We start from the raw sequence: 23,625 nt of genomic DNA, 5'->3' as shown, positions 1-23,625 counted from the left end.
ACCGTGATCTACACCCGCAGCCTTCCGCCGCTGGTCGCGGTTGTATGGTCAGGGTTCTGGAACTTTCTGGGCGTTGCCCTCTCCACCGGCGCAGTGGCGTACAGCATTGTCACCCTGCTTCCGGTTGAACTGATCCTTCAGGCTGGCAGCAACGCTGGCTATGCCATGATCTTCGCGCTGCTGATTGCCGCCATTGTCTGGAACCTCGCCACCTGGGCTTTTGGTATTCCCAACAGCTCCTCACACGCGCTGGTAGGGTCTATCATGGGTGTGGGTCTGGCCAACCAGATCCTTGCTCCGGCAGGTGCCGCGACGCAGGGTGTCGACTGGGGTCAGGTGCAGAAGGTATTTTCCGCTCTGCTGTTCAGCCCCGCCTGCGGCTTTCTCATGGCGGCTCTTCTGCTGTTTGTCATGAAGCTGCTGATAAAAAACAAAGCCCTGTATCGCGCACCGGAAGGTGATAAACCGCCGCCGCTGTGGATCCGTGGTCTGCTGATCTTTACCTGCACAGGTGTTTCTTTCTCCCATGGCGGGAATGACGGCCAGAAAGGCATGGGGCTTATCATGCTCATTCTGATTGGTGCCGCCCCCACGGCCTACGCGCTCAACCGCGCCATGCCGGAAAGTGCGATGCCTGCCTTTATTGAATCCGCAGGCCATGCGCAGCAGATTTTCGCCAGCCACGGCACAGGCACCCCGGCGAACCTGACGGAGCAGCAGGCGCGTGACATTGTTGGTGCCGCTCTGCGTGCCAAAGCTGTCTCCTCTCCTGAAATCTTCGGTGCTCTGTCCGTTCTGAGCACGGACATTTCCACCTCCGTCAAAACCTATGGCTCCATGAAGGCCGTTCCGGCTGCGGCTGTCCCCAACGTTCGTACAGACATGTATCTGGTTGCAGACGCCATCCGCGTGATGGGGGATGCGCAGGGCTTTAATGCGGACGAAAAGAAGTCTCTCAAATCCTTCCAGTCCTCCCTTTACAGCGGCACGCGCTTTATCCCGCTCTGGGTGAAAATCTCCGTCGCCATCGCGCTCGGGCTTGGCACCATGGTTGGCTGGAAACGCATTGTGGTGACGGTGGGTGAGAAAATCGGCAAGACCCACATGACCTACGCTGAAGGGGCCTCTGCTGAACTGGTCGCCATGACCACCATCGGTCTGGCTGAGCGGTATGGTCTGCCCGTCTCCACCACGCATATTCTGTCCAGTGGTGTGGCTGGCACCATGTGGTCAAACGGATCCGGCCTGCAATTGTCCACGCTGCGCTCCATGGCGCTGGCATGGGTCACCACGCTTCCCGCCGCCATGGCGATCTCCGGCTTTCTCTACGTGCTGTTCCGTCAGATTTTCTGACGACCTCCCTGCCCTCCGGCCCCGTTTCCAGAACGCGGGCCGGAGGGACCAGAGACGGCCACCAAGGCCCCAACAAAAAAGGCGCCTCCCTCTATGGGACGGCGCCTTTTTTCTGGCCAGCTCAGCCTACAAACCCAAACACCCGCACAAAGCCAGTTTTGCGCGGATGCTTACAGTCTTTAACGCATTAGTTTTACAACATCAGAGAAATTTCAGGACACTGAGATAAATCTCACGTTCCTCATCCGTCGGTGTGACGCGCACCTTTACCCGGCTGTCGGGGGCGCTGATAACCGGTGCATTCTGGCGGTTTGCCTCAGCATCCAGCGTCACTCCTGCCCATTCCAGAACCTGACACACTTCCTGCCGCAAGGCAGCATCATGCTCACCAATTCCTGCGGTAAAGACCAGTCCATCCAGCCCGCCCATGACGGACACCAAAGCGCCAATCTCCTGCCGGATACGGTACACAAACAGGCTCAGGGCTTCAGCGATCTGTTGACTCTGAGCAGACGTCTGATCCTGCGCCAGCATCTCACGCAGAACCCGCATATCCGGCGAAACACCAGAGACCCCGAGCAGACCGGACTCATGGTACAGTGTCTGCACCAGCGCGCGCCAGTCCGCCTTTTCTTCCTGCACCATATAGAGCAGCACACCCGGATCAATCGCCCCGCAGCGCGTGCCCATCATCAGCCCGTCAAGCGCTGAAAACCCCATTGTGGTTTCAAGGCTTTTTCCGTCCTTCAACGCACACAGGCTCGCACCGCTGCCCAGATGCGCGATAATGGTGCAGCCAGTTGCAAGGGCCGGGTCAATCTGTGTCAGACGCTGAGCGATATAACTGTAGGAAATACCGTGAAAACCATAGCGCACCACCCCCCGCGCCTCATACCGGCGAGGAAGAGGCAAAAGCCGGGCCACTCTGGGAATGGTGCTGTGAAATGTGGTGTCAAAACAGGCGATCTGCAGGAGATCTGGCCGCTTTTGCGCAATGGCTTTTGCAGGAGCCAGTGTGGCCTGCTGATGGAGCGGGTCAAATGGCGTCAGCTGATCCAGCTTGTGCAAAACTTCGGGCGTAATTTTAACAGGTTCCAGAAAATCCGCGCCACCATGCACAATACGGTGCCCGACAGCCACAACCCGCCCTTTGCCGGAAAACTGTTCCATCCAGCGGAACAGATGATCAAAAATATCTAAGCCCGTTTCAGACCAGTCTTCGGGCGGCAGCGCAACGCCTTCATGATTTTTGGCGTGCAGACGCGCCCCTGCCGGGCTTTGTTCAATTTCCCCCTTGAGAAGCACCGTCGCTTTCTGGCTGTCAGCGGTATCGTAAACTGTAAATTTCAGACTGGAAGAGCCACTGTTAAAAACAATAATAACGTCCTGCATCCATGACTTCCTTTTTCTGGCTCTTCCTGCCTGCATCCGCTGCTACGCGGCAGGCGCGCTTTCGGGGTGCAGATGGCGTGCGTAGAGTGCGCCGATGGCAATGGAGGCCAGACGCGCCTGCACGCTATCTGCCCGGCTTGTCAGCAACACCGGCACGCTGGCCCCCAGCACAACCCCGGCGGAATCTGCTCCGGCCAGAAAAATCATGTTCTTGGCCAGCATGTTGCCTGCTTCCAGATCCGGCACCACGAGGATCTGCGCGCGCCCCGCAACGGGTGAGGTAATGCCCTTAATTCTGGCGGCATCCAGACTCACGGCATTATCCATAGCCAGTGGCCCGTCCAGAACGCCGCCTTCAATCTGCCCGCGCTCCGCCATTTTACACAAGGCCGCGGCATCGACCGTCCCCGGAATTTTAGGGTTTACGGTCTCCACCGCAGAGAGCAGCGCCACACGCGGCTCACCCAGCCCGAGGCCACGATGCAGGTCTATGGCGTTCTGGACAATGTCCCGCTTCACCGTAAGGTCCGGGAAGATATTGATAGCCGCATCCGTCACAAAAATCAGATCATCATAAGAAGGCACCGCAAGAAGGAAAACATGGCTCACCCGGCGGGCGGTGCGCAACCCACTCTCTGGTGAGACAACGGCGTGCATCAACACATCTGTGTGCAGACTCCCCTTCATCAGGGCATGCACCTGCCCGGCGCGGACCAGCGCCACAGCCTGCGCGGCTGCGTCCTGCGGGGTCGCGACATCCACAATTTTCGTGCCACCCAGATCAATCCCGCAGTTCTGCGCCACCTCGGCAATCAGGGATCGCGGGCCGATCAGAACCGGTTCCACAATATTCTGCTGCGCGGCATCCATCGCGCCTTCAAGCGCGTGCGGCTCACACGGCCAGACAATGCCGATGCCTACTTTGCCGGGGAGCTGTCTGGCGCGCTCAATCAGAGTTTCAAAGGCCTGATGGCTCTTGGCTCCGGAGGCTGCGGGCATATCCGCACTGTCCTGCACATAATGCTGCGGGGCAGCCCCCTGCACGGAAGGAGACGACGGCATGGTCTGGTTATCCTGCTGAGACATGATGCGCTTACTGCCCAAAAACCGGTGTGCCAAAAACTGGCGTCGATGATAAAATACGCCGATACTGGTCCCGCAGGAATGTCTCGGCTCTCCGGGCGCTGCCCTGTGCGGCCAGTTGCCCTTTCAGGCTGGCGATACTCTCAACAGACCGTGCGCCCATCCACGCCTGCATATCCGCCAGCATGGTGCTAAGAAATGCCGGGCCATGCCGCAGCAACGCGGAGGTGACCATCGCCACATCTGCCCCGGCCAGCAGGCAGCGCACCACATCCTCACCGGAGTTCACACCGCCAGAGACCGCAAAACTGGTCCTGAGCCTGCCAGACAGCAAGCCCGTCCAGATCAGGGGCAGCCGAAGCTCATAGGATGTGCTGAGCTGCGCATCAGCTTCTGGTACTACCGGATGCAGGTCCAGCCCCGGCTCATAAAACCGGTTGAACAGAACAAGCCCCGCAGCCCCCGCCTCCACCAGCCGTTTGGCCATATTGCCCGGCGCGCTGAAAAATGGCGGCAGCTTGATGCTGACAGGAATTGTCACGTCCGCTTTTATCGCGCTGAGGATAGCGATAAACCGTGCCTCGACCTCAGCACCCGTTTCATCCGGGTCGGTCGCCATGTGCCAGAAGTTCAGCTCAATCGCGGCGGCCCCGGCCTGCTCCAGCTTGCGGGCAAAATGGACCCAGCCCGCCTGCGTGCAGCCATTCAGGCTGGCAATAACCGGCACCCCGGCCCGCTCCGAGGCCCGCCGCAACACGGAAAGCCGCCCGTCCAGCACGGTGGCTTCCGGCACGGCAGGAAAATAGCCGCCATTCACATCGGGGTGACTGTCCTCCCCGGTTTCAAACAGGGCGGCATCACGCACCTCCTGCGCGGCAATGTCCTCCTCAAAAATGGAGGCCATGACAATGGCGGACGCCCCGGCATCCGCTACGCGCAGAATATGGCCCAGATCGGCCGTCAGAGGGGATGCAGACGCCACAATCGGGTGCCGCAGGGAAAGCCCCAGATACTGTGTTTCAAGGTTCATAAGTTCTGAACTCCCTTGTGCCTCATGTTCCGGGTTACTTCAGTCCACATCTTCCCAGTGCGGCAGGAAGCGGCTGCCATCACGGGCGGCGAGATCCTCATAAAGGCGGTAGCGTTCATTCAGCGCTGCCTGCGCCTGATGCAGCATGTGTGCCGCTGCCTCCGGGTGCGTCCGGGTCAGGGTTTTGTAGCGCAGTTCCTTATAGGCATAGTCTTCCAGCGGTATACGCGGACGGGTTGAATCCAGCCGGAACGGGTTCAGCCCGCTTTTCCGCATGGTCGGGTCAAACCGGAACAGAGGCCAGTAGCCGGAGGCCACCGCACGCGCCGCCTGCTTCATGCCTGTACGCATCTCAATACCGTGCGCAATGCACTGGGAGTAGGCCAGAATGATGGATGGCCCCTCATACGCCTCGGCTTCCCGCATGGCGAGCACCACCTGCTCCGGGTTTGCCCCCATAGCAACCTGCGCCACATACACATTCCCGTAGGAAATAGCCTGCATGGCAAGATCCTTGCGAGGCGCCCGTTTGCCTGCTGCCGCAAACTTGGCGGAGGCCCCCAGCGGCGTTGCCTTGGAGGACTGGCCGCCGGTGTTGGAATAGACTTCCGTATCCAGCACCAGCACATTCACGTTCCGGCCCTGTGCCAGCACGTGGTCCAGTCCGCCGGAGTCAATATCGTACGCCCAGCCATCCCCGCCGACAATCCAGATAGAGCGGCGGATCAGGAAGTCTGCCACGGAAAGCAGCATGATCGCGTCCGGGACGTCCACCCCTTCCAGCTTCTGCTTGAGGGCTGCAACCCGCCGCCGTTGTTCTGCAAAATCCGCTTCCGTATGCAGCGAGGCGCTGAGCAGGGCTTTCGCCAGATCCTCACCCACCAGAGAAGACTGTTTCTGCACAAGCTGGCGGGCCAGACTGGTCTGTTCATCCGCCGCGATGCGGAAACCCAGACCAAATTCGGCATTATCTTCAAACAGGGAATTGGACCATGCCACCCCGCGCCCGTCAGCATTCGCTTTCCAGGCATGGGCAGGAGTATTTCCCGCAAAAATAGCAGAGCAACCCGTGGCGTTTGCAATCTGGAGCCTGTCACCAAACAACTGGGAAATCAGCTTCAGATATGGGGCCTCACCACACCCCGCACACGCCCCGCTAAACTCAAACAGAGGCTCAAGGAACTGCACCCCACGGACATTGGCCTCGTTGATGCTTGTCCTGTCCATATCAGGCAATTTTTCAAAAAACGCGATATTCTGGCGTTCCTGTTCCAGAATAGGCAGTTTTTCACCCATATTGATCGCGCGTTTTTCTGTTTCCGGCACAATCGCCGGGCAGTTTTCCACGCACACGCCACAGCCTGTGCAGTCTTCCACATAGAACTGGAGAGTAAAACGGGAGTCCGGATACCCCCGCGCATTGATGTCCGCGGATTTGAAAGCGGCAGGCGCTCCTTCAAGATCCGCCACATCATACATTTTGGCGCGAATGACGCTATGCGGGCAGACAATGCTGCACTGGCCGCATTGCAGGCAGGTGTCCGGGTCCCAGACAGGCACTTCCACCGCAATATTGCGTTTTTCATACTGCGTGGTGCCACCGGGGAATGTTCCATCGACCGGCATATGGCTCACCGGGATCAGATCCCCGCGCCCCGCAATAATTTCACCAGTCACCTGTTTGACAAAGAGCGGCGCAGTCTCCGGCACAACCGGCGGCATCGACACTGTACCCGTTGCCTGATCTGGCACCCTGACCTCATGCAGCGCATCCAGCGCGGCATCTACAGCACGGAAGTTGAGCTGAACGACAGCATCCCCTTTTGCGCCGTAAGATTTCTGAATGGCCGCCTTGATTTCCGCAATAGCCTCATCCGCTGGCAGCACGTTGGACAGATGAAAAAAGCAGGTTTGCAAAATGGTGTTTACACGCGGGCCAAGCCCGAGCTTCAGCGCAACGTCCGACGCGTTGATCACAAAAAACCTTAGCTTTTTGGAAACTATCTGATCCTGCACCTTACGGGGCAGATGGTCCCAGACTTCATCCGGTCCATACGGGCTGTTCAGCAGGAAAGAAATGCCGTCATTCGCCGCCCCCAGCACATCCCTGCGGAACAGGAAATCAAACTTGTGGCAGGCAATAAAATCCGCATGGCGGATCAGATACGGCGCTGTAATCGGGCTTTTGCCAAACCGGACGTGCGAGGCTGTCTCGCCGCCGGATTTATGGGAGTCATAATCAAAATAGGCCTGCGCAAACCAGCCGGGTTTTTCGCTCAGAATTTTAACACTGTTCTTGTTGGCCCCCACCGTGCCATCCGCGCCCAGACCGTAGAACAGGCACCGCACCGTGCCTTCCGGCTCAATGTCAAAATTCTCATCATATGTGAGGCTGGTCTGGCCCACATCATCCAGAATACCGACGGTAAAATGGTTTTTGGGGGCTGGCTTTGCCAGTTCATCAAACACCGCCCGCGCCATGGCCGGGTTGAAATCCTTGGAGGACAGGCCATACCGCCCGCCAATAACACGCGGCATATGCGGGAAAAGCCCTTCCCCCACGCCCTCGGCCAGAACGCCCACCACATCCGCATGCAGCGGCTCCATGGGCGCGCCCGGCTCCTTCGTGCGGTCCAGCACGGCAATGGAGCGGACGGTTTTGGGGAGCGCTTGCAGAAAATGCTTCACCGAGAACGGCCGGAACAGGCGCACCTGCAACACGCCAACCTTCTGCCCCTGCTGGCACAGCCATTTTGCCGTCTCACGCACCACTTCCGCACCGGAGCCCATGCACACCACAACCCGCTCGGCATCCGGTGCGCCCTCATACCGGAACAGCTGATACTGACGGCCAGTGAGCGCCGCAAAACGGTCCATGGCGGACTGCACGATATCGGGCACCCGCTGATAAAACGGGTTCACGGATTCACGGCTCTGGAAATAAGTATCCGGATTATGCCATGTACCGCGAATAAACGGATTTTCAGGGCTAAGGCCGCGTTTGCGGTGCGCCAGAACCAGCTTATCATCAATCATGGCGCGAATGGTTTCATCCGGCACCAGATGCAGCCCGTTATATTCGTGCGATGTCCGGAACCCGTCCGTGTAGTGAATAAACGGAACACGCGCTTCCAGCGTTGCGGCCTGCGCAATCAGGGCCAGATCATGCCCTTCCTGCACGGTGCTGGCCCCCAGAATGGCAAACCCCGTGGCCCGGACAGCCATAATATCCTGATGATCCCCAAAAATGGAGGATGCCCCGGCTGCCAGCGCACGGGCAGCAACGTGGAAAACGGTCGATGTGAGTTCCCCCGCAATCTTGAACATGTTGGGGATCATCAGCATCAGGCCCTGTGATGCTGTAAAGGTCGTGGTCAGAGCGCCGGTTTGCAGGGAACCATGCACACATCCGGCGGCCCCGCCTTCGGCCTGCATTTCCTGCACCACCGGCACACTACCCCAGATATTACGTATCCCCTGATCTGACCAGGCATCCGCCAGCTCCGCCATAGTGGAGGACGGCGTGATAGGGTAAATGGCGCAGACTTCATTCACGCGGTAGGCAATATGGGCAACAGCCGTGTTGCCATCCATGGTCACACTTTTTACGGTCACACTCTGGTCGGTCATGACGCTTTTCCCTCTCACGCACGCACTTTGAAGCTGGCCGGAGCAACAGGCTCCCCAAGGTTCCCCGTCGCGGCGTGGTCATCCGGTGGTTCTGGCTGCATGTCTATGGCGTGGCAGGGGCACTGGGCGGCGCAGAGCGCACAGCCCGTGCAGAGGTCCATGGACACCTCATACCCCTTCCCGCGCCCCAGCCGCGTAATGGCCTGCTCCGGGCAGGCAGCAAAACAGTTGTCACATTCAAAGCAGTTGCCGCAGGACAGGCAGCGACCGGCCTCATACCGTGCCTGACGCTCGGTTAACCCTCCGGTCACTTCCTCAAACCCGGAGCGGTCTGTCAGCGCGCGTTCGGGCTGTTTGCTGCGCGGTGCATCCCGATAGTCTGGCAGATGCAGCATATCAAAGCTGACAACAGGATGGCTTTCCGGATGCACGTAGGCCTCACCCTTCAGATAGGCATGGATTGCATGCGCTGCGCGTTTGCCGTGCCCGGTGGCCGTCGTCATGGTGCGGGCCCCGCCAATGCAGTCCCCACCCGCGAAAATGCCCGGAGCGCCGGTCATCAGGGTTGTGGCATCCACGGCAACCGTATCGTTTTTCTGCACCGTCACATCAGGCGTTGTCGCCAGCAGGGACAGATCACTATGCTGCCCGACAGCCATCACCACAGAGTCCGCAGCCAGCGTTTTGGTTTCCCCCGTCGGTGTGACGCTGCCATCCTCGTTCATGGTGACGGTCTCGACCGTAATGCCATCCGCCCCGAAGTGGTCCACCACACTCAGCCAGCGGATTTTGACGCCCTCAGCAAAAGCCTCCGCCGCCTCACCCGGCAGCGCCTCCATGTGGTCCTGATCATACCGGAAGACAATCACCACATCCCGCGCACCAAGGCGTTCTGCCGTGCGGGCGGCATCCATCGCCACGTTTCCGCCGCCCACAACCGCCACCACGCGACCAAGTTGCGGCTTTTTCTGTGCGCTGACATCGTCCAGAAGACTGACAGCATCTACCAGCCGTTTTCCATCCCCGGTGGGCACATTCAGGTGGTTGGCAAGCTGTGCGCCCACCGCCACAAAAACCGCATCAAACCCGCCCTCGGCTTTGGCTTTTGCAAGATCATCCACCTTGACGCCGCATGTCAGGGTGACGCCGGGCATAGTGGCAATCCGGGCAATTTCCTGCTGGAGTTCCGCGCGAGGCAGGCGATAGGCCGGAATCCCGTGCATCATCATGCCGCCCGGCTCGGTTGCTGCGTCACGGATTTCAACAGCATGACCCTGCCGCGCCAAATGGTAAGCACAGGAAAGCCCGGCAGGTCCTGCGCCGACAATCAGCACTTTCTTGCCGCTGGCCGGTGCTGTTTCAAACGCCCAGCCATTTTTCAGGGCTTCATCCCCCAGAAACCGCTCTACCGCATGGATAGACACGGATTCATCCAGCGCCCCGCGGTTACAACCGCTCTCACAGGGATGATAACAGGCGCGACCATGCACGGCGGGCATCGGGTTATTGGCTACAAGCGCCTGCCATGCCTGCTCATATGCGCCGGCCTGCGCGTGAGCCAGCCAGCCCTGAATATCCTCCCCGGCCGGGCAGGCCTGATTACAGGGGGGCAGAAAATGTTCGTAAACAGGGCGCTGCCATCTTCGGCTTCCTACGCCGCGCCGCGCAGTGTCCTGCATAATCTGCGTCATATCGTGGAGCTTCATCGGCATTATCGTTCTCCCGTCACGTGCGGCACGAATTTTAAGGCTCTGAGCAAAACAGGCAGCAGGTACGCCCGACACGTCATGTTGCAGCACACCATATAAAACACGAACGATCTGTCAACTTTACAAATTTATGAAAAATGAAGATTTTTTATGGGTTCATTGATTTAGGTCAATTTGGCGGGCAACGCGAAAATACCTTAACAAAACCGCCTTTAATCAAGACCTGAACGGTTCTGTATAGCGTCATATAAATGACGCATTAATAACTTGACGATTCCGTCATGAATTAAGCATAGTGCCGCGTCTTTAACGCACACCACCTCCACCTTCATCCGTTTTTTGCCAGACAAGGTCCATTGTGAAAGCTCCTGTAAAAATCACGATTATTGCTGCGTCTCTCCTTGTTGTTGCAGGAGGAGCCTTTGCATGGCACCAGCATCAGCAGGCGGAACGGGTGCCGGATGGCATTCTTTACGGAAACGGGCGTCTGGAATTAACGCGCATAGACGTTGCGGCAAAATATCCGGGCAGGATCACAAAGCTTCTGGTTCATGAAGGGGATAGCGTTACCGCCAATCAGGTTCTGGCGCAGGAAGATACTGCCACCATACAGAGCCAGTATGATCAGGCGACCGCCCAGCAGAACCGGGCAGCCAGTGCCGCAGAGCGGGCCGGTGCGGAACTTTCAGCGCATCAGGCGTCTTTGCGCCTTGCGCAGGATGAACTGCGGCATGCCCAGACCATGCGCCGCCAAAACCTTGTTTCAGACATGGAAGTCACACAGCGCCGCACACAGGTTGAGTCTGCTCAGGCTGCCGTGGCCGCTGCGGCGCAGGCCGTGCAGGAAGCCCGGCACGCAAAGGACGGTGCCGCGGCACAGGTCCGCCAGATCCAGACCGTGCTGGAGGACATGACCCTGCGGGCCCCTGTAGCAGGCCGGATTGAATACCGTATTGTGGAAACAGGCAGCGTGGTGGCACCGGGAGGCCGCGTTTTTTCCATGCTGGACCCGGTTGACCCGTATATGACGCTGTTTTTCCCGACAGCCGCCGTGAACAGCCTGAAAGTGGGAGATGACGCGCGTATCAAGTTTGATGGCATCGACACCCCCGTTCTGGCGACCGTTTCCTTTATTGATAGTCAGGCCCAGTTCACGCCTAAATATGTGGAGACTGCGACAGAGCGGGAGCAGCTTGTCTATCGTGTCAAACTCCGCGTCACGCCGGAAGAACAACAGCATCTTGGCGCGCTTCTCAAAGCTGGCATGACGGGTGAAGGCTATATCAGGCAGCGCCCGGACGCCGCATGGCCCAAAACCGCCCTGCGGAGCAATGCCGGGTAATGCCCCCCCCTCCATCTGAAATCCGTGTGGAAGGCGTCTGCCACGCCTATGGCGGGCATGATGTTCTGCATGACGTCTCCCTCACCCTTCCCGCAGGCCAGACCATTGCCTTTGTCGGGCCGGATGGGGTGGGAAAATCCACTCTGCTGGGGCTGATTGCCGGGGTGCGACACCTGCAAACCGGCACCATCCACACGCTGGGCGTGGATATCCGTAACAAAAAAGAGCGCGAAGCGTTTCTGACGCGCCTTGCCTTCATGCCACAGGGGCTCGGGAAAAACCTCTACCCCACCCTGTCCGTGCGCGAGAATATTGATTTCTTCGGCAGGCTGTTTGCGCTGGATGCCCCCACACGCGCCAGCCGCATTACGCACCTGCTGGAGGCGACCGGGCTGGCCCCCTTCCCCAACCGGCCAGCGGGGCAGCTCTCCGGCGGCATGAAACAGAAAGTCAGCCTGTGCTGCGCACTGGTCCATAACCCGGACCTGCTGATTCTGGATGAACCGACAACAGGGGTGGACCCGCTCTCCCGCCGCCAGTTCTGGGCACTGGTGGACCAAATGCGGGCCGAGCGGCCATCCATGACCGTCATTGTCTCCACGGCCTATATGGATGAAGCCGAACGGTTTTCATGGCTTGTCGCCATGAATGACGGTCGTATTCTGGCCTCCGCCCCGACGGCGGACGTTAAAAAACAGACCGGCACCACAACAGTCGAGGCCGCCTATACCTCCCTGCTGCCAGAGGCGGACCAGAAAGAAATTTCTGACTTCACCATTCCGCCCTACCAGGATGATGGCGGCCCGCCCGTTATTGATGCTGAAAACCTGACCCGCCAGTTTGGCACGTTTAAAGCCGTTGATAACGTCAGTTTCCGCATCCGGCGGGGTGAGATTTTCGGCTTCCTCGGCTCCAACGGCTGCGGCAAATCCACGACCATGAAGATGCTGACCGGCCTGCTGGACATTACCAGCGGCACCGCGACCCTGTTTGGCCGCAAGGTGACGCCGGGGGACATGTCCACACGGATGCGCATTGGCTATATGTCTCAGGGCTTCTCGCTGTATGAAGAACTGACAGTCCGGCAGAACCTCATGCTTCAGGCGGAACTGTTCCGGCTCTCCGGCGCGGAAGCCAGACGCCGCGTTGCTAAAATGCTGTCAGACTTCCGGCTGGAAGAACAGGCAGACGCCCGCCCGACCGGCCTGCCACTAGGCATCCGGCAAAGGCTGCAACTGGCGGCGGCCTGTATCAATGCTCCGGACATCCTCATTCTGGATGAACCCACCTCCGGCGTGGACCCCGCCGCGCGGGATATGTTCTGGAAACATCTTGTCGCACTGTCCCGTGAGCAGCATGTGACGATTTTTGTCTCCACGCATTTTATGAATGAAGCCGCCCGCTGTGACCGTATTTCCCTGATGGACAAAGGGAAGGTTCTGGCAATGGGCACTCCGGAGGAGATCATTCAGGACGCCCACGCCGCAACACTGGAAGATGCGTTCATCACGTTTCTTGAACATGCGGGAAACAGCGTCTCAGCGGCCAGCACACCCCAGCAGGCTCAGACCAGCACAGCACCTGCGCGGGAAATTCCCGCGTGGCTCCGCTGGTTTTCCCGCTGCTGGGCCTTTGCGCGGCGAGAAGCCGTGGAACTGACGCGGGACCGGCTGCGCCTGATGTTCGCCATTCTTGGCCCGACCATCCTGCTGCTGATTTCCGCCTACAGCGTCTCGTTCGATATCAATACCATCCGCTATACCGTCGCGGATTATGACCATACCCACGCCAGCCGGGAACTGGCCGAGCAGTTCCGTGGCTCCCGCTATTTTCATGAGACGGCCTACTCCCCGGACCGCGCAACACTGGAAACCCGTATCCGGCAGGGGCAAGTCGCACTCGGGCTGGATATTCCGGATGGCTTCGGGCGGGATCTGGCGGCAGGCCGCAACCCTACTGTAGGGGTGGTGATTGACGGCGCAATGCCGTTCCTGAGCGCCAATGTCCGCGCCTATGTGGATGCCGTGCTGCTGACATACGCAGCCAGTCTGCAAAAAGCCCTGCCCGCCTCCACTACCGCCGGTCTGATGCCCATCAATATTGTGCCGCGCTTTGCCTATAATCAGGAATTCCGCAGCATTTACGCCATGACGCCGGGCACCATCATGCTGGCCCTTATCCTGATCCCCACCATGCTGACAGCCCTTGGCGTGGTGCGGGAGAAAGAAATTGGCTCCATCATGAACCTCTACGCCTCCCCGGCCAGTTCCGGGCAATATCTGGTGGGCAAGCAGTTACCTTATGTCGGGCTGGCCATCCTTGCCTATCTGGTGCTGGTTGTCCTGTCCGTCACGGTGCTGGGGGTGCCACTCAAAGGGTCATTCCTTGGCCTGACGGTGGGGGCTGTGCTGTATATTCTGGCCTGCACGGGGCTGGGCCTGCTGATTTCAACCTTTGTCAGCTCTCAGGTGGCAGCTATTTTCGGCACGGCTATTATCTGCCTGATCATGTCCGCCAATTTTTCCGGCCTGCTTTACCCCATTTCCACCCTGACGGGTGCGACCTACTATCTGGCAGAGACATTTCCGGCCTCATGGTTCCAGCTTATCTGTCTGGGCAGCTTTACCAAGGGGCTTGGGGTCGGGTCTTTTTTGTCCATGTATGCCGCACTGGCCGCTTTTGCTGCCGTCTACATGCTCGGGGCGCGCCTTTTCCTTAAAAAGCAGGATAGCTGATGCTGCGCTGGGTCATGAATGTCGGCCTGCTGTGCCGCAAGGAATTTTACAGCCTGATGCGGGACTTTGTCCTGATGGGGCTGATTGTCTTTTCCTTCTCTTTTGCCGTTGTGCTGGTGGCGCATGGCGTGCGGATTGATGTCTCCAACGCCACTGTGGCGTTTATTGATGAAGACCATTCCGCCCTTTCCCGCCAGCTCCGCTCCGTCGTGCTGCCGCCGTATTTCAAGCCGCCAACACTGACAGACCGCGTTCACAGCAAAGCCGGGATGGATAACGGCACCTATAACTTTGTGATTGATATCCCGCCCCGTTTTGAGGCCGACACACTAGCAGGCCGAACGCCGGACGTTCAGGAGCTGATTGACGCCACCGCCATGACACAGGCCGGGCTGGGGGCTGTCTATCTGCAACAGATTTTTATGGCGGAGGCACAGGCGCAACTCCATACGCCTGATCTGAACGCCCTGATGCCCTTCCACGGGGAAAGCCGTATCCGCTTTAACCCGAACAGTGAGTCCGCATGGTTTACCTCTGTCATGCAGGTTGTCACCAACGCGACAGTTCTCTCCATCGTTCTGGTCGGGGCCGCGGTTATCCGTGAGCGCGAACACGGCACCATAGAGCATCTGCTGGTGCTGCCGGTCTCCGCCAGCCAGATCGCCGTCGGGAAAATTCTGGCCAACGGGGCGGTCATTCTGGTGGCCAGCCTGCTGTCCCTCTGGCTGACGGTGCATCTGTGGCTCGGTGTGCCCATTGTCGGCAATCTGTTTCTGTTTACCGCCTGCCTTGTGCTGTACCTGTTCTCCGTCACCTCTCTGGGCATCATGCTGGCCACCATTGCGCCGACCATGCCGCAGTTCGGGCTGCTGGTGGTGCCTGTCTATGCCGTGGCCTATCTGCTCTCCGGAGCCGCGACCCCGGTGGAGAGCATGCCGGACCTTGTGCAGTCTCTGGTGCGGTTTTTCCCCACTACCCAGTTCGTGAAAATCTCACAATCCATTCTGTATCGCGGCGCAGGCTTTGAAAGTATCTGGCCCTCGCTGCTGGCCATTGTGTTTTCCTCCACTCTTTTTCTTGCCATGGCGCTGCTCCGCTTTCGCTCCATGCTTGCCCGTCAGGACTGACTGCCGATGTCTTTTTCAGCCCCTACCGCCCGCCTGCTGCTGACCACGCTCCTGTGCTCAGGCGCTGTGGCCTGCTCCCCCTTTAAAACCGAGATGCCTCCCTCGCAGGTCACTCTGCCCGCACAGTTTACAGCAGCTCCGGCCAGCACAGAGGCAACAGACCTCACGACATGGTGGACGGCATGGCAGGACCCGCTACTGACCCGTCTGATCCAGCAGGCTCTGGCCGCCAACCCGGAAATCCGGGTAGCGCAGGCCCGTGTGCAGGAATCCCGCACCTACACCACAATGGCAAAATCGGCCCTGTATCCCACGCTTGGCGCAACAGCAGGCATGATGGGTGGCGGAATGGACTGGCGGCATCCTGTGCCGCCTCTGCTGAAAATGGCGGAACCCAATATTCAGGACCCTGCGACGGATGGCCATCTGGCGAGCATTACCATGGCATGGGAGCCAGATATCTGGGGAGGTAACCGGGCAAGAGCGCGAGGGGCAAGGCAGATGGCTCTGGCATCGGAAGACGTTCTGCACGACACCCATATGGCCATTGCGGCAGATGTCGCGGCCAATTACGTCACAGCGCGCGGCTTGCAACAGCGGATTGCCCTGCTGGACCAGTCCGTCAGCACGCTTCAGTCCCTGCTGCATTATGCCAGCGCGCGTTTTGATGCCGGGCAGACCACGCAGGCGGATCTGGAAACCATCCGGGGCCAGATTGCCGCAGCGCAGGCACAACGGCCGTTGCTGGTCGCTGCACTCGACGCGTGCCGCCACCGGCTGGCCATTCTGTCCGGCCAGCCGCCCGAACACGCGCCTAATCTTTCCGCTCCGGCGCAGTATCGTGTCCCGGCGCCCCCGATGACTGAGCTGCCCTCCACAGTTCTGGAGCGCAGGCCGGATGTCCGGCTGGAAAAACACCTGCTGGACGCCAGTCTGCAACGGCTTATCAGCACCAAAACCGACCTCCTGCCCCGCTTCGGGCTGGAGTTTTTTGGCGGCGATGGCCGCCTGCGGTTTGATGGGATTCCCGGCGTGTCCGGCTCTGGCGGCCTGATGGCAGTCAACGCCTATCTGCCCCTCTTCAATGCGGGCCGGATACAGGCCAAAATCCATGCGTCCGATGCGCAACTCCATCAGGCACTCGCCACCTATGATCAGACGGTGCTGACAGCACTGGCGGAAGTGGAAGATGCGTATGAAAACCGGAGCAGCGCGGACCAGTCCATCACCAGTCTGACGGCGGAAGTCAGCGCCCTTTCTCAGGCCGCCATGCAGGCGCGCGGACTGTATGAAGGCGGGCGTTTTACCATGCAGGACGTGCTGACAACACGCATCAAAAAGATTGCGGCACAGGATGATCTGGCCACTGCGCAGACACGGCAGGCTCTCGCCACCGTGCAGCTTGCCCGCGCTCTGGGCGGAGGGTGGAGCAACCAGCCGCCATCCTAATCCGAAAGTCACCTCTGGTCCGCACCACCACGCGCGCCTGAGACACTGCTGACCCGCTTGCTTTCCGTATGACATTGGAACACAAAGATTATTCTGTGATCATTTCCTGTTTTGGGCAAAATGCCGCCCGCCCTGCCTGAAAAGGCCTGAAGGAGCCCGACGAGCGTTGAAGACAAACCCGCAGCTTTCTCCCCCGGATGCCCCCACAGATGCACCCGCGAGACGCAAAGCCTACCGGACCTCCCGGAAGAGAGAAATGACAAGAGCCTTTAAGGAAGAGGCTTTTGAGCGGGCGGCATGGACTGTGTTTTCAACCCTCGGGCTGGATGCGGCAACCGTGCGGGACATTGTCTCTCTGAGCGCTGTTTCTCCCGGCAGTTTCTACAATTATTACAAAACCAAAGAAAAGATTTTTGACATTCTGCTGATCAAAGTTGCTGATCGCGTCAGGACCGTTGTCCAGCAATCCCGCTGCCCGACTGACAATCTGGACATGATGCTGACCAGAAGCAATCAGGCCGTTTTACGGGAACTGATCAGCATCAACGGAGCACCCCGTTTTTTTGAACTGAACCAGCACCATATTCGCGCCCGGCTGTTCACCATGAAGGAGACGCGGGACATGCTGGAAGACCTTAAACAGAACATTCTGCGCCTGATGCCCGTTGAGAGCATTTCTCCGGACCGGCTGAGCTTTATTGCCGCCACGCTTTTGACCATGGGGCTGGAATCCCTGCTCTACATGGCACGGAACCCTCTGCTGGATATTGAGCAGATTTCCGGCCTGTCTGGCAGTATGGCGGCCGGGAATGTCCGCGGGGCCATAGCGTTTCTATGCAACCCGCCCCCAGAACACTGAGCATGAAGCACCGACAGGAGACTGGTTCAATCATCGGGCCTGCGCCGGTTATACACACAACACAGCGTCCTCGATTTTCAGCATTCACCATATTGCACGAAACATAGATAATGGCTCCGTAAGCCCACTGACTGCGCAGGAAGACGACACAGAATATCTTTCCAGAAGGAAAATCTTCGCATTTCTGTCCCTTAAGAGAAAAAAATCGACATATTTGAGCGGCTCGTTAGATAAAAAAAATGAATAGATCACATTATTTTTACTAGCAGCCACTTCGGATGAAATTTGCTCTAAATATTCCATGGTAAGAATACAAAATAATATATGAAAATTAAAAAATAGGTTTTTATAAATAAATTCAGATTAAAATAATTACATATCATAAAAATACTCAGTTATATATCATTTTATAAAAATAAAAATCAATAAATACTGAAAAAATAATCCAATAATAATTTTTATTAAATTTTTTATTAATATTTATGTTTTTATTACATCTAAATTTGTGTTTTTAGACTATCATCGATATCTGAAAAAATACAATAAACTCCCGGATACCAGATCATTCCCGCCCCATCAGACTTCATTTTTTATCCATCTCTCCTATATGCCCGCAAGGCACACCCCCTTTCTGCCAGAAAGTCGCCGGTCTATATTTAGTCACGGTGCAAGGGTTGGCGATAAAGCAGAATGAGACACTCTGCTCTTCCTGATCGGATACCGCGGATGCGGGATCGCTCTCCTTTTCCTGTTTTTGAGTTTTTATGAGGTAACGATGGCTTACGCGACGACAAACCCTTACACGGAGGAGGTGGTTGCCACTTTCCCTGAGGCTACAGATCAGGAAGTCCAGACTGCACTCTCTGAAGCCCACGCCGCATTTGAAAAATGGCGTGATACATCTTTTGCTGAACGTGCGCGTATTATGAATGCCGCCGCCGCTATTCTGCGGCGTGATATTGACAAATATGCCCGTCTTGCGACGCTTGAAATGGGCAAGACATTTGCTGAAGCTAAAGGCGAAGTTATTCTCTCCGCCGAAATTTTTGAATATTACGGTAAATATTCAGAAGACCTTCTGAAGCCTGAATCCCTGCCCGTGGCAGACCCGGCAACCGGCAAAGCCACACTGGTGCATGAACCTCTTGGCATCGTGTTTGCTGTCGAGCCGTGGAACTTCCCGTTCTATCAGGTTGTCCGCATCATTGCGCCGCAGCTTTCCGCAGGGAATGCCGTGCTGCTCAAGCACGCATCCAACCTGCCGCAGTGCGCTGCCTCCTGTGAAGAACTGATGAACGAGGCCGGGCTGCCCAAAGGCCTGTTCCGGAACCTGTATGCCGCGCGTTCTCACACAGCCCTGATCCTGAATGACCCTCGCGTCTGCGGCGTGGCGCTCACCGGGTCAGAAGGTGCTGGCTCCATTATTGCCGGGGTTGCAGGCAAGGCGCTGAAAAAATCCATGATGGAACTGGGTGGCGCAGATGCCTTCCTGGTTCTGGATGACGCGGATGTTGAAAAAGCCGTCAAATGGGCCGTCATGGGCCGCCACTGGAATGCTGGTCAGGTCTGTGTGTCCGCCAAGCGTCTGATTGTGGATGACACGATCTATGACCGCTTTGTAGAGCTTTACAAAAAAGGCGTTGCCGAGCTTAAAGCGGGTGACCCGATGGACCCGTCCACCACACTGGCTCCCCTGTCTTCCCGCGCCGCAGTGGACGACCTGCACCGTCAGGTTGAAGAAGCGGTCAAGCACGGGGCAAAAGTTGAGGTGATTGGTCAGGAAGTGCCGGAAAAAGGCACGTTCTTCCGTCCGCTGCTGATGACGGGTCTGGACGGTGAAAATGAAGCCCGCCACTGGGAATTCTTTGGCCCGGTGACGCAGCTTTACCGCGCCAAGGATGAAGCGGACGCCATCCGTATCGCCAATGATTCTCCGTATGGTCTTGGTGGCGCTGTCTTCACGAAAGACGAAGCACGCGGCGTTCGCGTTGCCAGCAAGATCCGCACTGGCATGGTGAACATCAACCATCCGCTGATCCCCAAGGCAGACCTGCCCTTCGGCGGCGTGGCCCGCTCCGGCTTCGGACGCGAACTGGTTGGTCTTGGCATCAAGGAATTTGTTAATCACAAGCTGATTAACGTTGTTGATATCGACGCTCCGGCCTGATCACGCTTACCGGCAGGCTCCCTCACCGGGGCCTGCCTTTTCACTTTCTTTTCCTCTCAAAATTTAGTCGCCTCTTTAAATCATGAAACGCCGCGTTTCCTGAACGGTGCCGTGCGACCGTATTTTGATTCTTGCTGACTCTGACGGGTTTGTGAGCAATCATGAATGTGATCAGCGTTAATTCCGATTTTAATATCTTTCCCCCGCAGCCCGGCCATAAGGTAAGGAATAACAATCATAAGAAACAGGAATAAATACGGTGACGAGCGAAAAATCCTACGCTAATCCGGGCCCTCTGGGCCTGATGGGTTTTGGCATGACGACGGTTCTCCTCAACCTTCACAATGCCGGACTGGTCTCCATGGGGTCAGCCATTCTCGCCATGGGCATTATTTTTGGCGGCACCGCCCAGATTTTTGCAGGCATACTGGAATTTTTTAAAGGCAATACGTTTGGCCTGACAGCCTTTACCTCTTACGGCGCATTCTGGATTTCTTTTGTTCTGCTCATTGTTCTTCCGCATTTTGGCGTTATTCCGGCCTCTTCCCCCGCTCTTATTGGCAGCTATCTGACCATCTGGGGGCTTTTCACCGCCATTCTTTTTGTCGCGACGCTGAAAGCCTCCAAGGAGCTTCAGGTTATTTTTTCAACCCTTGTTATTCTCTTCCTGCTTCTGGCGGCTGGGGAATTTACCGGTCTGCCGATTTTCGGCACGATTGCCGGGTATGAAGGCCTGTTCTGTGGTTTTTCCGCCATCTACCTTGCCGGGAAGGAACTGCTGCACGCTCAGGGCTGAGCGTGCAAGACCGGGAAATCCCTCTCTGAAAGGGGCGTGTTTTTACTGACGTTTCAGTATCCACGCCCCCGCATAACCTGCCTCTCCATAAAGACCTCCTACCCCTGCAAAAACCTGAAATTTTATACATCCTGAGCCCTCTTTCTGCTCTTCGGCATGAAAGAGGGCTTATGGTATAAGATCAGCTTTGACGTTTATTTTGCAGGGATGCCCATGTTTAAAACTTTTTGCAGCATTGTGTGCCTCAGCACGTCAATGCTGACAGTTCTCCCCTCCGCATGGGCAGCAGAGCCTGATACAACACCCCGAACACCCATCAAGCATCTGGTTGTCATTTATCAGGAAAACGTCGCGTTCGACCATTATTTCGGCACCTACCCCGTTGCCAGCAATCCGGCGGGCGAACCTGTTTTTAAAGCGTCTCCGCAAACGCCTGCCGCCAACACCCTGCTCAGCGCGCATTTGCTGGAAACAAACCCGAATACCAACCCCGACAACGGCAAAAACGCCGCCCTCCCGTTCCGGCTGGACCGCACTCAGGCCAGCACGGCAGACCAGAACCACCTCTATACCGCCGAGCAGATGGCCTATCATGATGGCAAGGCGGACCTCTTCCCACGTTATACAGGGCGCGGCACGTCCGGCGGTGCGGGGGCCTTTGGCACACGCGGGCAGGTCATGGGGTATTTTGACGGCAATACCGTCACGGCCCTATGGAACTATGCGCAGCGCTTTGCCATGAGTGATGCCGCTTATACGGACACCTACGGCCCCTCCACCCCCGGCGCGCTGGAGGCTGTCTCCGGCCAGACCAACGGCATGAAAATTATTGCCACCACGCAGAAACCCGCCACAAAAGAGATTACCTCGCCCTTTATTGCGGATGGTCAGGGCGGCTGGACGATGATCAATGACATTGATCCGGCGGGAGACGTCTGCTCCGTCAAAGGGAATCAGGTCATGATGACCGGCAAAAACATCGGAGACCTGCTGACCGCCGGGAATGTCTCATGGGGCGGGTTTATGGGCGGTTTCAACCTGCAAACCAAAAACAGCGATGGTTCAACCGGCTGCCAGCGCGCCACATATTCTCCCGTGGTGCATGAAGTCATTACCGACTATATTTCCCACCATAACTGGTTTCAGTATTACGCCAGCACCGCTAACCCGACGCATGCGCGCCCGAGCTCGCTTGCCGCTATCGGCCATACCCTGAGCGCGGATGGTAAAACACGCGATCCTGCAAATCATGAATATGATCTGGAAGATTTCAAAGCCGTTGTTGCGGCGGGTCGTCTTCCGGCTGTGTCATTCATCAAGCTGCCCGCATTTCAGGACGGGCATGGCGGCTATTCTGACCCGCTGGATGAGCAGCAGGGCATTGTCCCGCTTGTTAACATGCTGCAACAGCGGCCCGAATGGCGCGATACCGCAATCCTGATTGCCTATGATGATTCAGACGGCTGGTATGACCACGCTTTTATCCCGCCTCAGCATGGGTCATTTGATCCGGAAGTTGATCAGTTGAATGCTCCGGGCCGCTGTGGCACGGGCACAGCCTTTGCCGGGGTTGGTGGCAAGCCTGTCAACGGGCGCTGCGGACCGGGCACCCGTATCCCGTTTATTCTGATCTCCCCATGGGCGCGCACCAACGCAGTCAGCCATGTTCAGATCACGCAAAGCTCGATCCCGCGCTTTATCGAAGATAACTGGCTGAACGGCCAGCGTCTTGGTGGCGGCTCCTTTGATGCTGTCGCGCATGATCTGACCGACCTGTTTGACTTCACCAGCCCCCCGCGCCTCACCCCTCTTCTGCTTGACCCTGAAACCGGCACACCTCTGCCTCAGCCCGCGTCTCACTAACTTCCTGAAACCACTCAGGCTGGATGCCACCCTGCACCCAGCCTGCTGTGCCCCCGAGAACGTCCCGGGGACGCAAAAAAGCGCGCTCTCTTTTATCTTTATCCACGCCTCTGCACGGGAGGCGACTGTAGGTCTCCCCGAGACAACTCCCCCAGTTATCCTGGTTTCTATCCACGCCCCCGCACGGGAGGCGACCTGGCTACCGCACGCGCACGGCAGCGTCTTACCAGTTTCTATCCACGCCCCCGCACGGGAGGCGACCAGCAGCGATCCCGCCACAAGCGATGATCACGCAGGTTTCTATCCACGCCCCCGCACGGGAGGCGACTAGTTGGTGAGGTCTCGCCGCTCTTCCATCGCTGGTTTCTATCCACGCCCCCGCACGGGAGGCGACTACGCAGGGCTTGGCGTGGAAGCCCCTCATCATGGTTTCTATCCACGCCCCCACACGGGAGGCGACGCAGGCGCTGCTGAACGCGGGAGATATCACGCAGGTTTCTATCCACGCCCCCGCACGGGAGGCGACGGCTAATGGCTTATGACACCGAATTTGAGCTGCTGTTTCTATCCACGCCCCCGCACGGGAGGCGACCACGCACTCCGTCGTCACTGCGCCGTCTGGCTGGGTTTCTATCCACGCCCCCGCACGGGAGGCGACGTCTGGTCGCGCCCTCAAATCCTCGACGCGCTCGGCTGGGTTTCTATCCACGCCCCCGCACGGGAGGCGACCACAAACTACCAGCAGGCCTACAATGAGGCGTTGGTTTCTATCCACGCCCCCGCACGGGAGGCGACCCGTCTCGCCGCGATGCCTCTTCCGCGGTCACGAGTTTCTATCCACGCCCCCGCACGGGAGGCGACTTCGGCGTGCTACTGGATTGCCGCAGCTCGAAATGTTTCTATCCACGCCCCCGCACGGGAGGCGACAAAAGGTCGAGGCCGCAAGGCGTGCAGAGGAAGAGTTTCTATCCACGCCCCCGCACGGGAGGCGACGCCGCGCGGGGGCTTGCCGCCAGCCGCCTGAGCAATGTTTCTATCCACGCCCCCGCACGGGAGGCGACCCCCAGCTATTGGCCTGCGTCGGGTCCAT

14 protein-coding genes and 1 CRISPR repeat array (1 of these 15 cut by a window edge) are annotated in these 23,625 nt (G+C 57.9%); of the genes, 9 read left to right on the top strand and 5 right to left on the bottom strand.

The features are described from left to right. Positions 1-1,353 (top strand): inorganic phosphate transporter (locus JK199_RS11130; RefSeq protein WP_212375943.1); only part of this gene is annotated, 1,353 nt, incomplete at its 5' end. Between the two features lie 201 nt (positions 1,354-1,554). On the opposite strand, the gene JK199_RS11125 is transcribed toward JK199_RS11130, so the two are convergent. The 5 genes from JK199_RS11125 to JK199_RS11105 are packed head-to-tail and all read right to left on the bottom strand — an operon-like array spanning position 1,555 to position 10,200. Beyond that, complete coding sequence (locus tag JK199_RS11125; RefSeq protein WP_212375940.1) at positions 1,555-2,745, bottom strand: acetate/propionate family kinase; 1,191 nt, start codon at positions 2,743-2,745, stop codon at positions 1,555-1,557. Between the two features lie 42 nt (positions 2,746-2,787). After that, complete coding sequence (locus JK199_RS11120) at positions 2,788-3,807, bottom strand: bifunctional enoyl-CoA hydratase/phosphate acetyltransferase (RefSeq protein WP_212375937.1); 1,020 nt, start codon at positions 3,805-3,807, stop codon at positions 2,788-2,790. 31 nt (positions 3,808-3,838) lie between these two features. Then, positions 3,839-4,858 (bottom strand): dihydroorotate dehydrogenase-like protein, encoded by a 1,020-nt coding sequence (locus JK199_RS11115; RefSeq protein ID WP_212375934.1) that lies wholly within the window; start codon positions 4,856-4,858, stop codon positions 3,839-3,841. A gap of 39 nt (positions 4,859-4,897) precedes the next feature. Next, on the bottom strand, positions 4,898-8,488 hold the full coding sequence (gene nifJ, locus JK199_RS11110) for a pyruvate:ferredoxin (flavodoxin) oxidoreductase (protein WP_212375931.1): 3,591 nt from the start codon (positions 8,486-8,488) through the stop codon (positions 4,898-4,900). A 14-nt stretch (positions 8,489-8,502) separates the two neighbouring features. Then, positions 8,503-10,200 (bottom strand): NAD(P)-binding protein, encoded by a 1,698-nt coding sequence (locus JK199_RS11105; RefSeq protein ID WP_212375928.1) that lies wholly within the window; start codon positions 10,198-10,200, stop codon positions 8,503-8,505. A 355-nt stretch (positions 10,201-10,555) separates the two neighbouring features. On the opposite strand from JK199_RS11105, the gene JK199_RS11100 reads away from it, so the two are divergent. The 8 genes from JK199_RS11100 to JK199_RS11065 all read left to right on the top strand — a co-directional run bounded on the left by JK199_RS11100 (position 10,556) and on the right by JK199_RS11065 (position 22,535). Continuing rightward, positions 10,556-11,539 (top strand): HlyD family secretion protein, encoded by a 984-nt coding sequence (locus tag JK199_RS11100; protein WP_212375925.1) that lies wholly within the window; start codon positions 10,556-10,558, stop codon positions 11,537-11,539. Further along, positions 11,503-14,274, top strand: coding sequence for a ribosome-associated ATPase/putative transporter RbbA (gene rbbA, locus JK199_RS11095; RefSeq protein WP_244985090.1), 2,772 nt, complete (start codon positions 11,503-11,505; stop codon positions 14,272-14,274). The genes JK199_RS11100 and rbbA overlap by 37 nt, the downstream gene beginning before the upstream one ends. Then, the gene (locus JK199_RS11090) at positions 14,274-15,401 is read left to right on the top strand and encodes an ABC transporter permease (protein ID WP_086654710.1); all 1,128 of its coding nucleotides are present in this window, start codon (positions 14,274-14,276) and stop codon (positions 15,399-15,401) included. Before rbbA ends, JK199_RS11090 begins: the two co-directional genes overlap by 1 nt. A gap of 6 nt (positions 15,402-15,407) precedes the next feature. Then, entirely contained in the window at positions 15,408-16,850 is a 1,443-nt protein-coding gene (locus tag JK199_RS11085) for a TolC family protein (RefSeq protein WP_408742372.1), read from the top strand. Between the two features lie 166 nt (positions 16,851-17,016). Beyond that, positions 17,017-17,709, top strand: coding sequence for a TetR/AcrR family transcriptional regulator (locus tag JK199_RS11080; protein WP_244985089.1), 693 nt, complete (start codon positions 17,017-17,019; stop codon positions 17,707-17,709). Between the two features lie 775 nt (positions 17,710-18,484). Continuing rightward, positions 18,485-19,876 (top strand): NAD-dependent succinate-semialdehyde dehydrogenase, encoded by a 1,392-nt coding sequence (locus JK199_RS11075; protein WP_212375922.1) that lies wholly within the window; start codon positions 18,485-18,487, stop codon positions 19,874-19,876. Between the two features lie 259 nt (positions 19,877-20,135). Then, positions 20,136-20,672, top strand: a complete 537-nt coding sequence (locus JK199_RS11070) for an acetate uptake transporter (RefSeq protein WP_256940517.1) — start codon at positions 20,136-20,138, stop codon at positions 20,670-20,672. A 213-nt stretch (positions 20,673-20,885) separates the two neighbouring features. After that, positions 20,886-22,535 (top strand): phospholipase C, encoded by a 1,650-nt coding sequence (locus tag JK199_RS11065; protein ID WP_212375920.1) that lies wholly within the window; start codon positions 20,886-20,888, stop codon positions 22,533-22,535. A 94-nt stretch (positions 22,536-22,629) separates the two neighbouring features. Next, a CRISPR array of direct repeats spans positions 22,630-23,625; the repeat unit is 32 nt; unit sequence GTTTCTATCCACGCCCCCGCACGGGAGGCGAC (it continues 303 nt past the right edge of the window).

Source organism: Acetobacter persici (assembly GCF_018256955.1).
GTDB lineage: Bacteria > Pseudomonadota > Alphaproteobacteria > Acetobacterales > Acetobacteraceae > Acetobacter > Acetobacter persici.
Note: the sequence above shows the minus strand (reverse complement) of the source record. Positions and strands in the feature narration are given on the sequence as shown.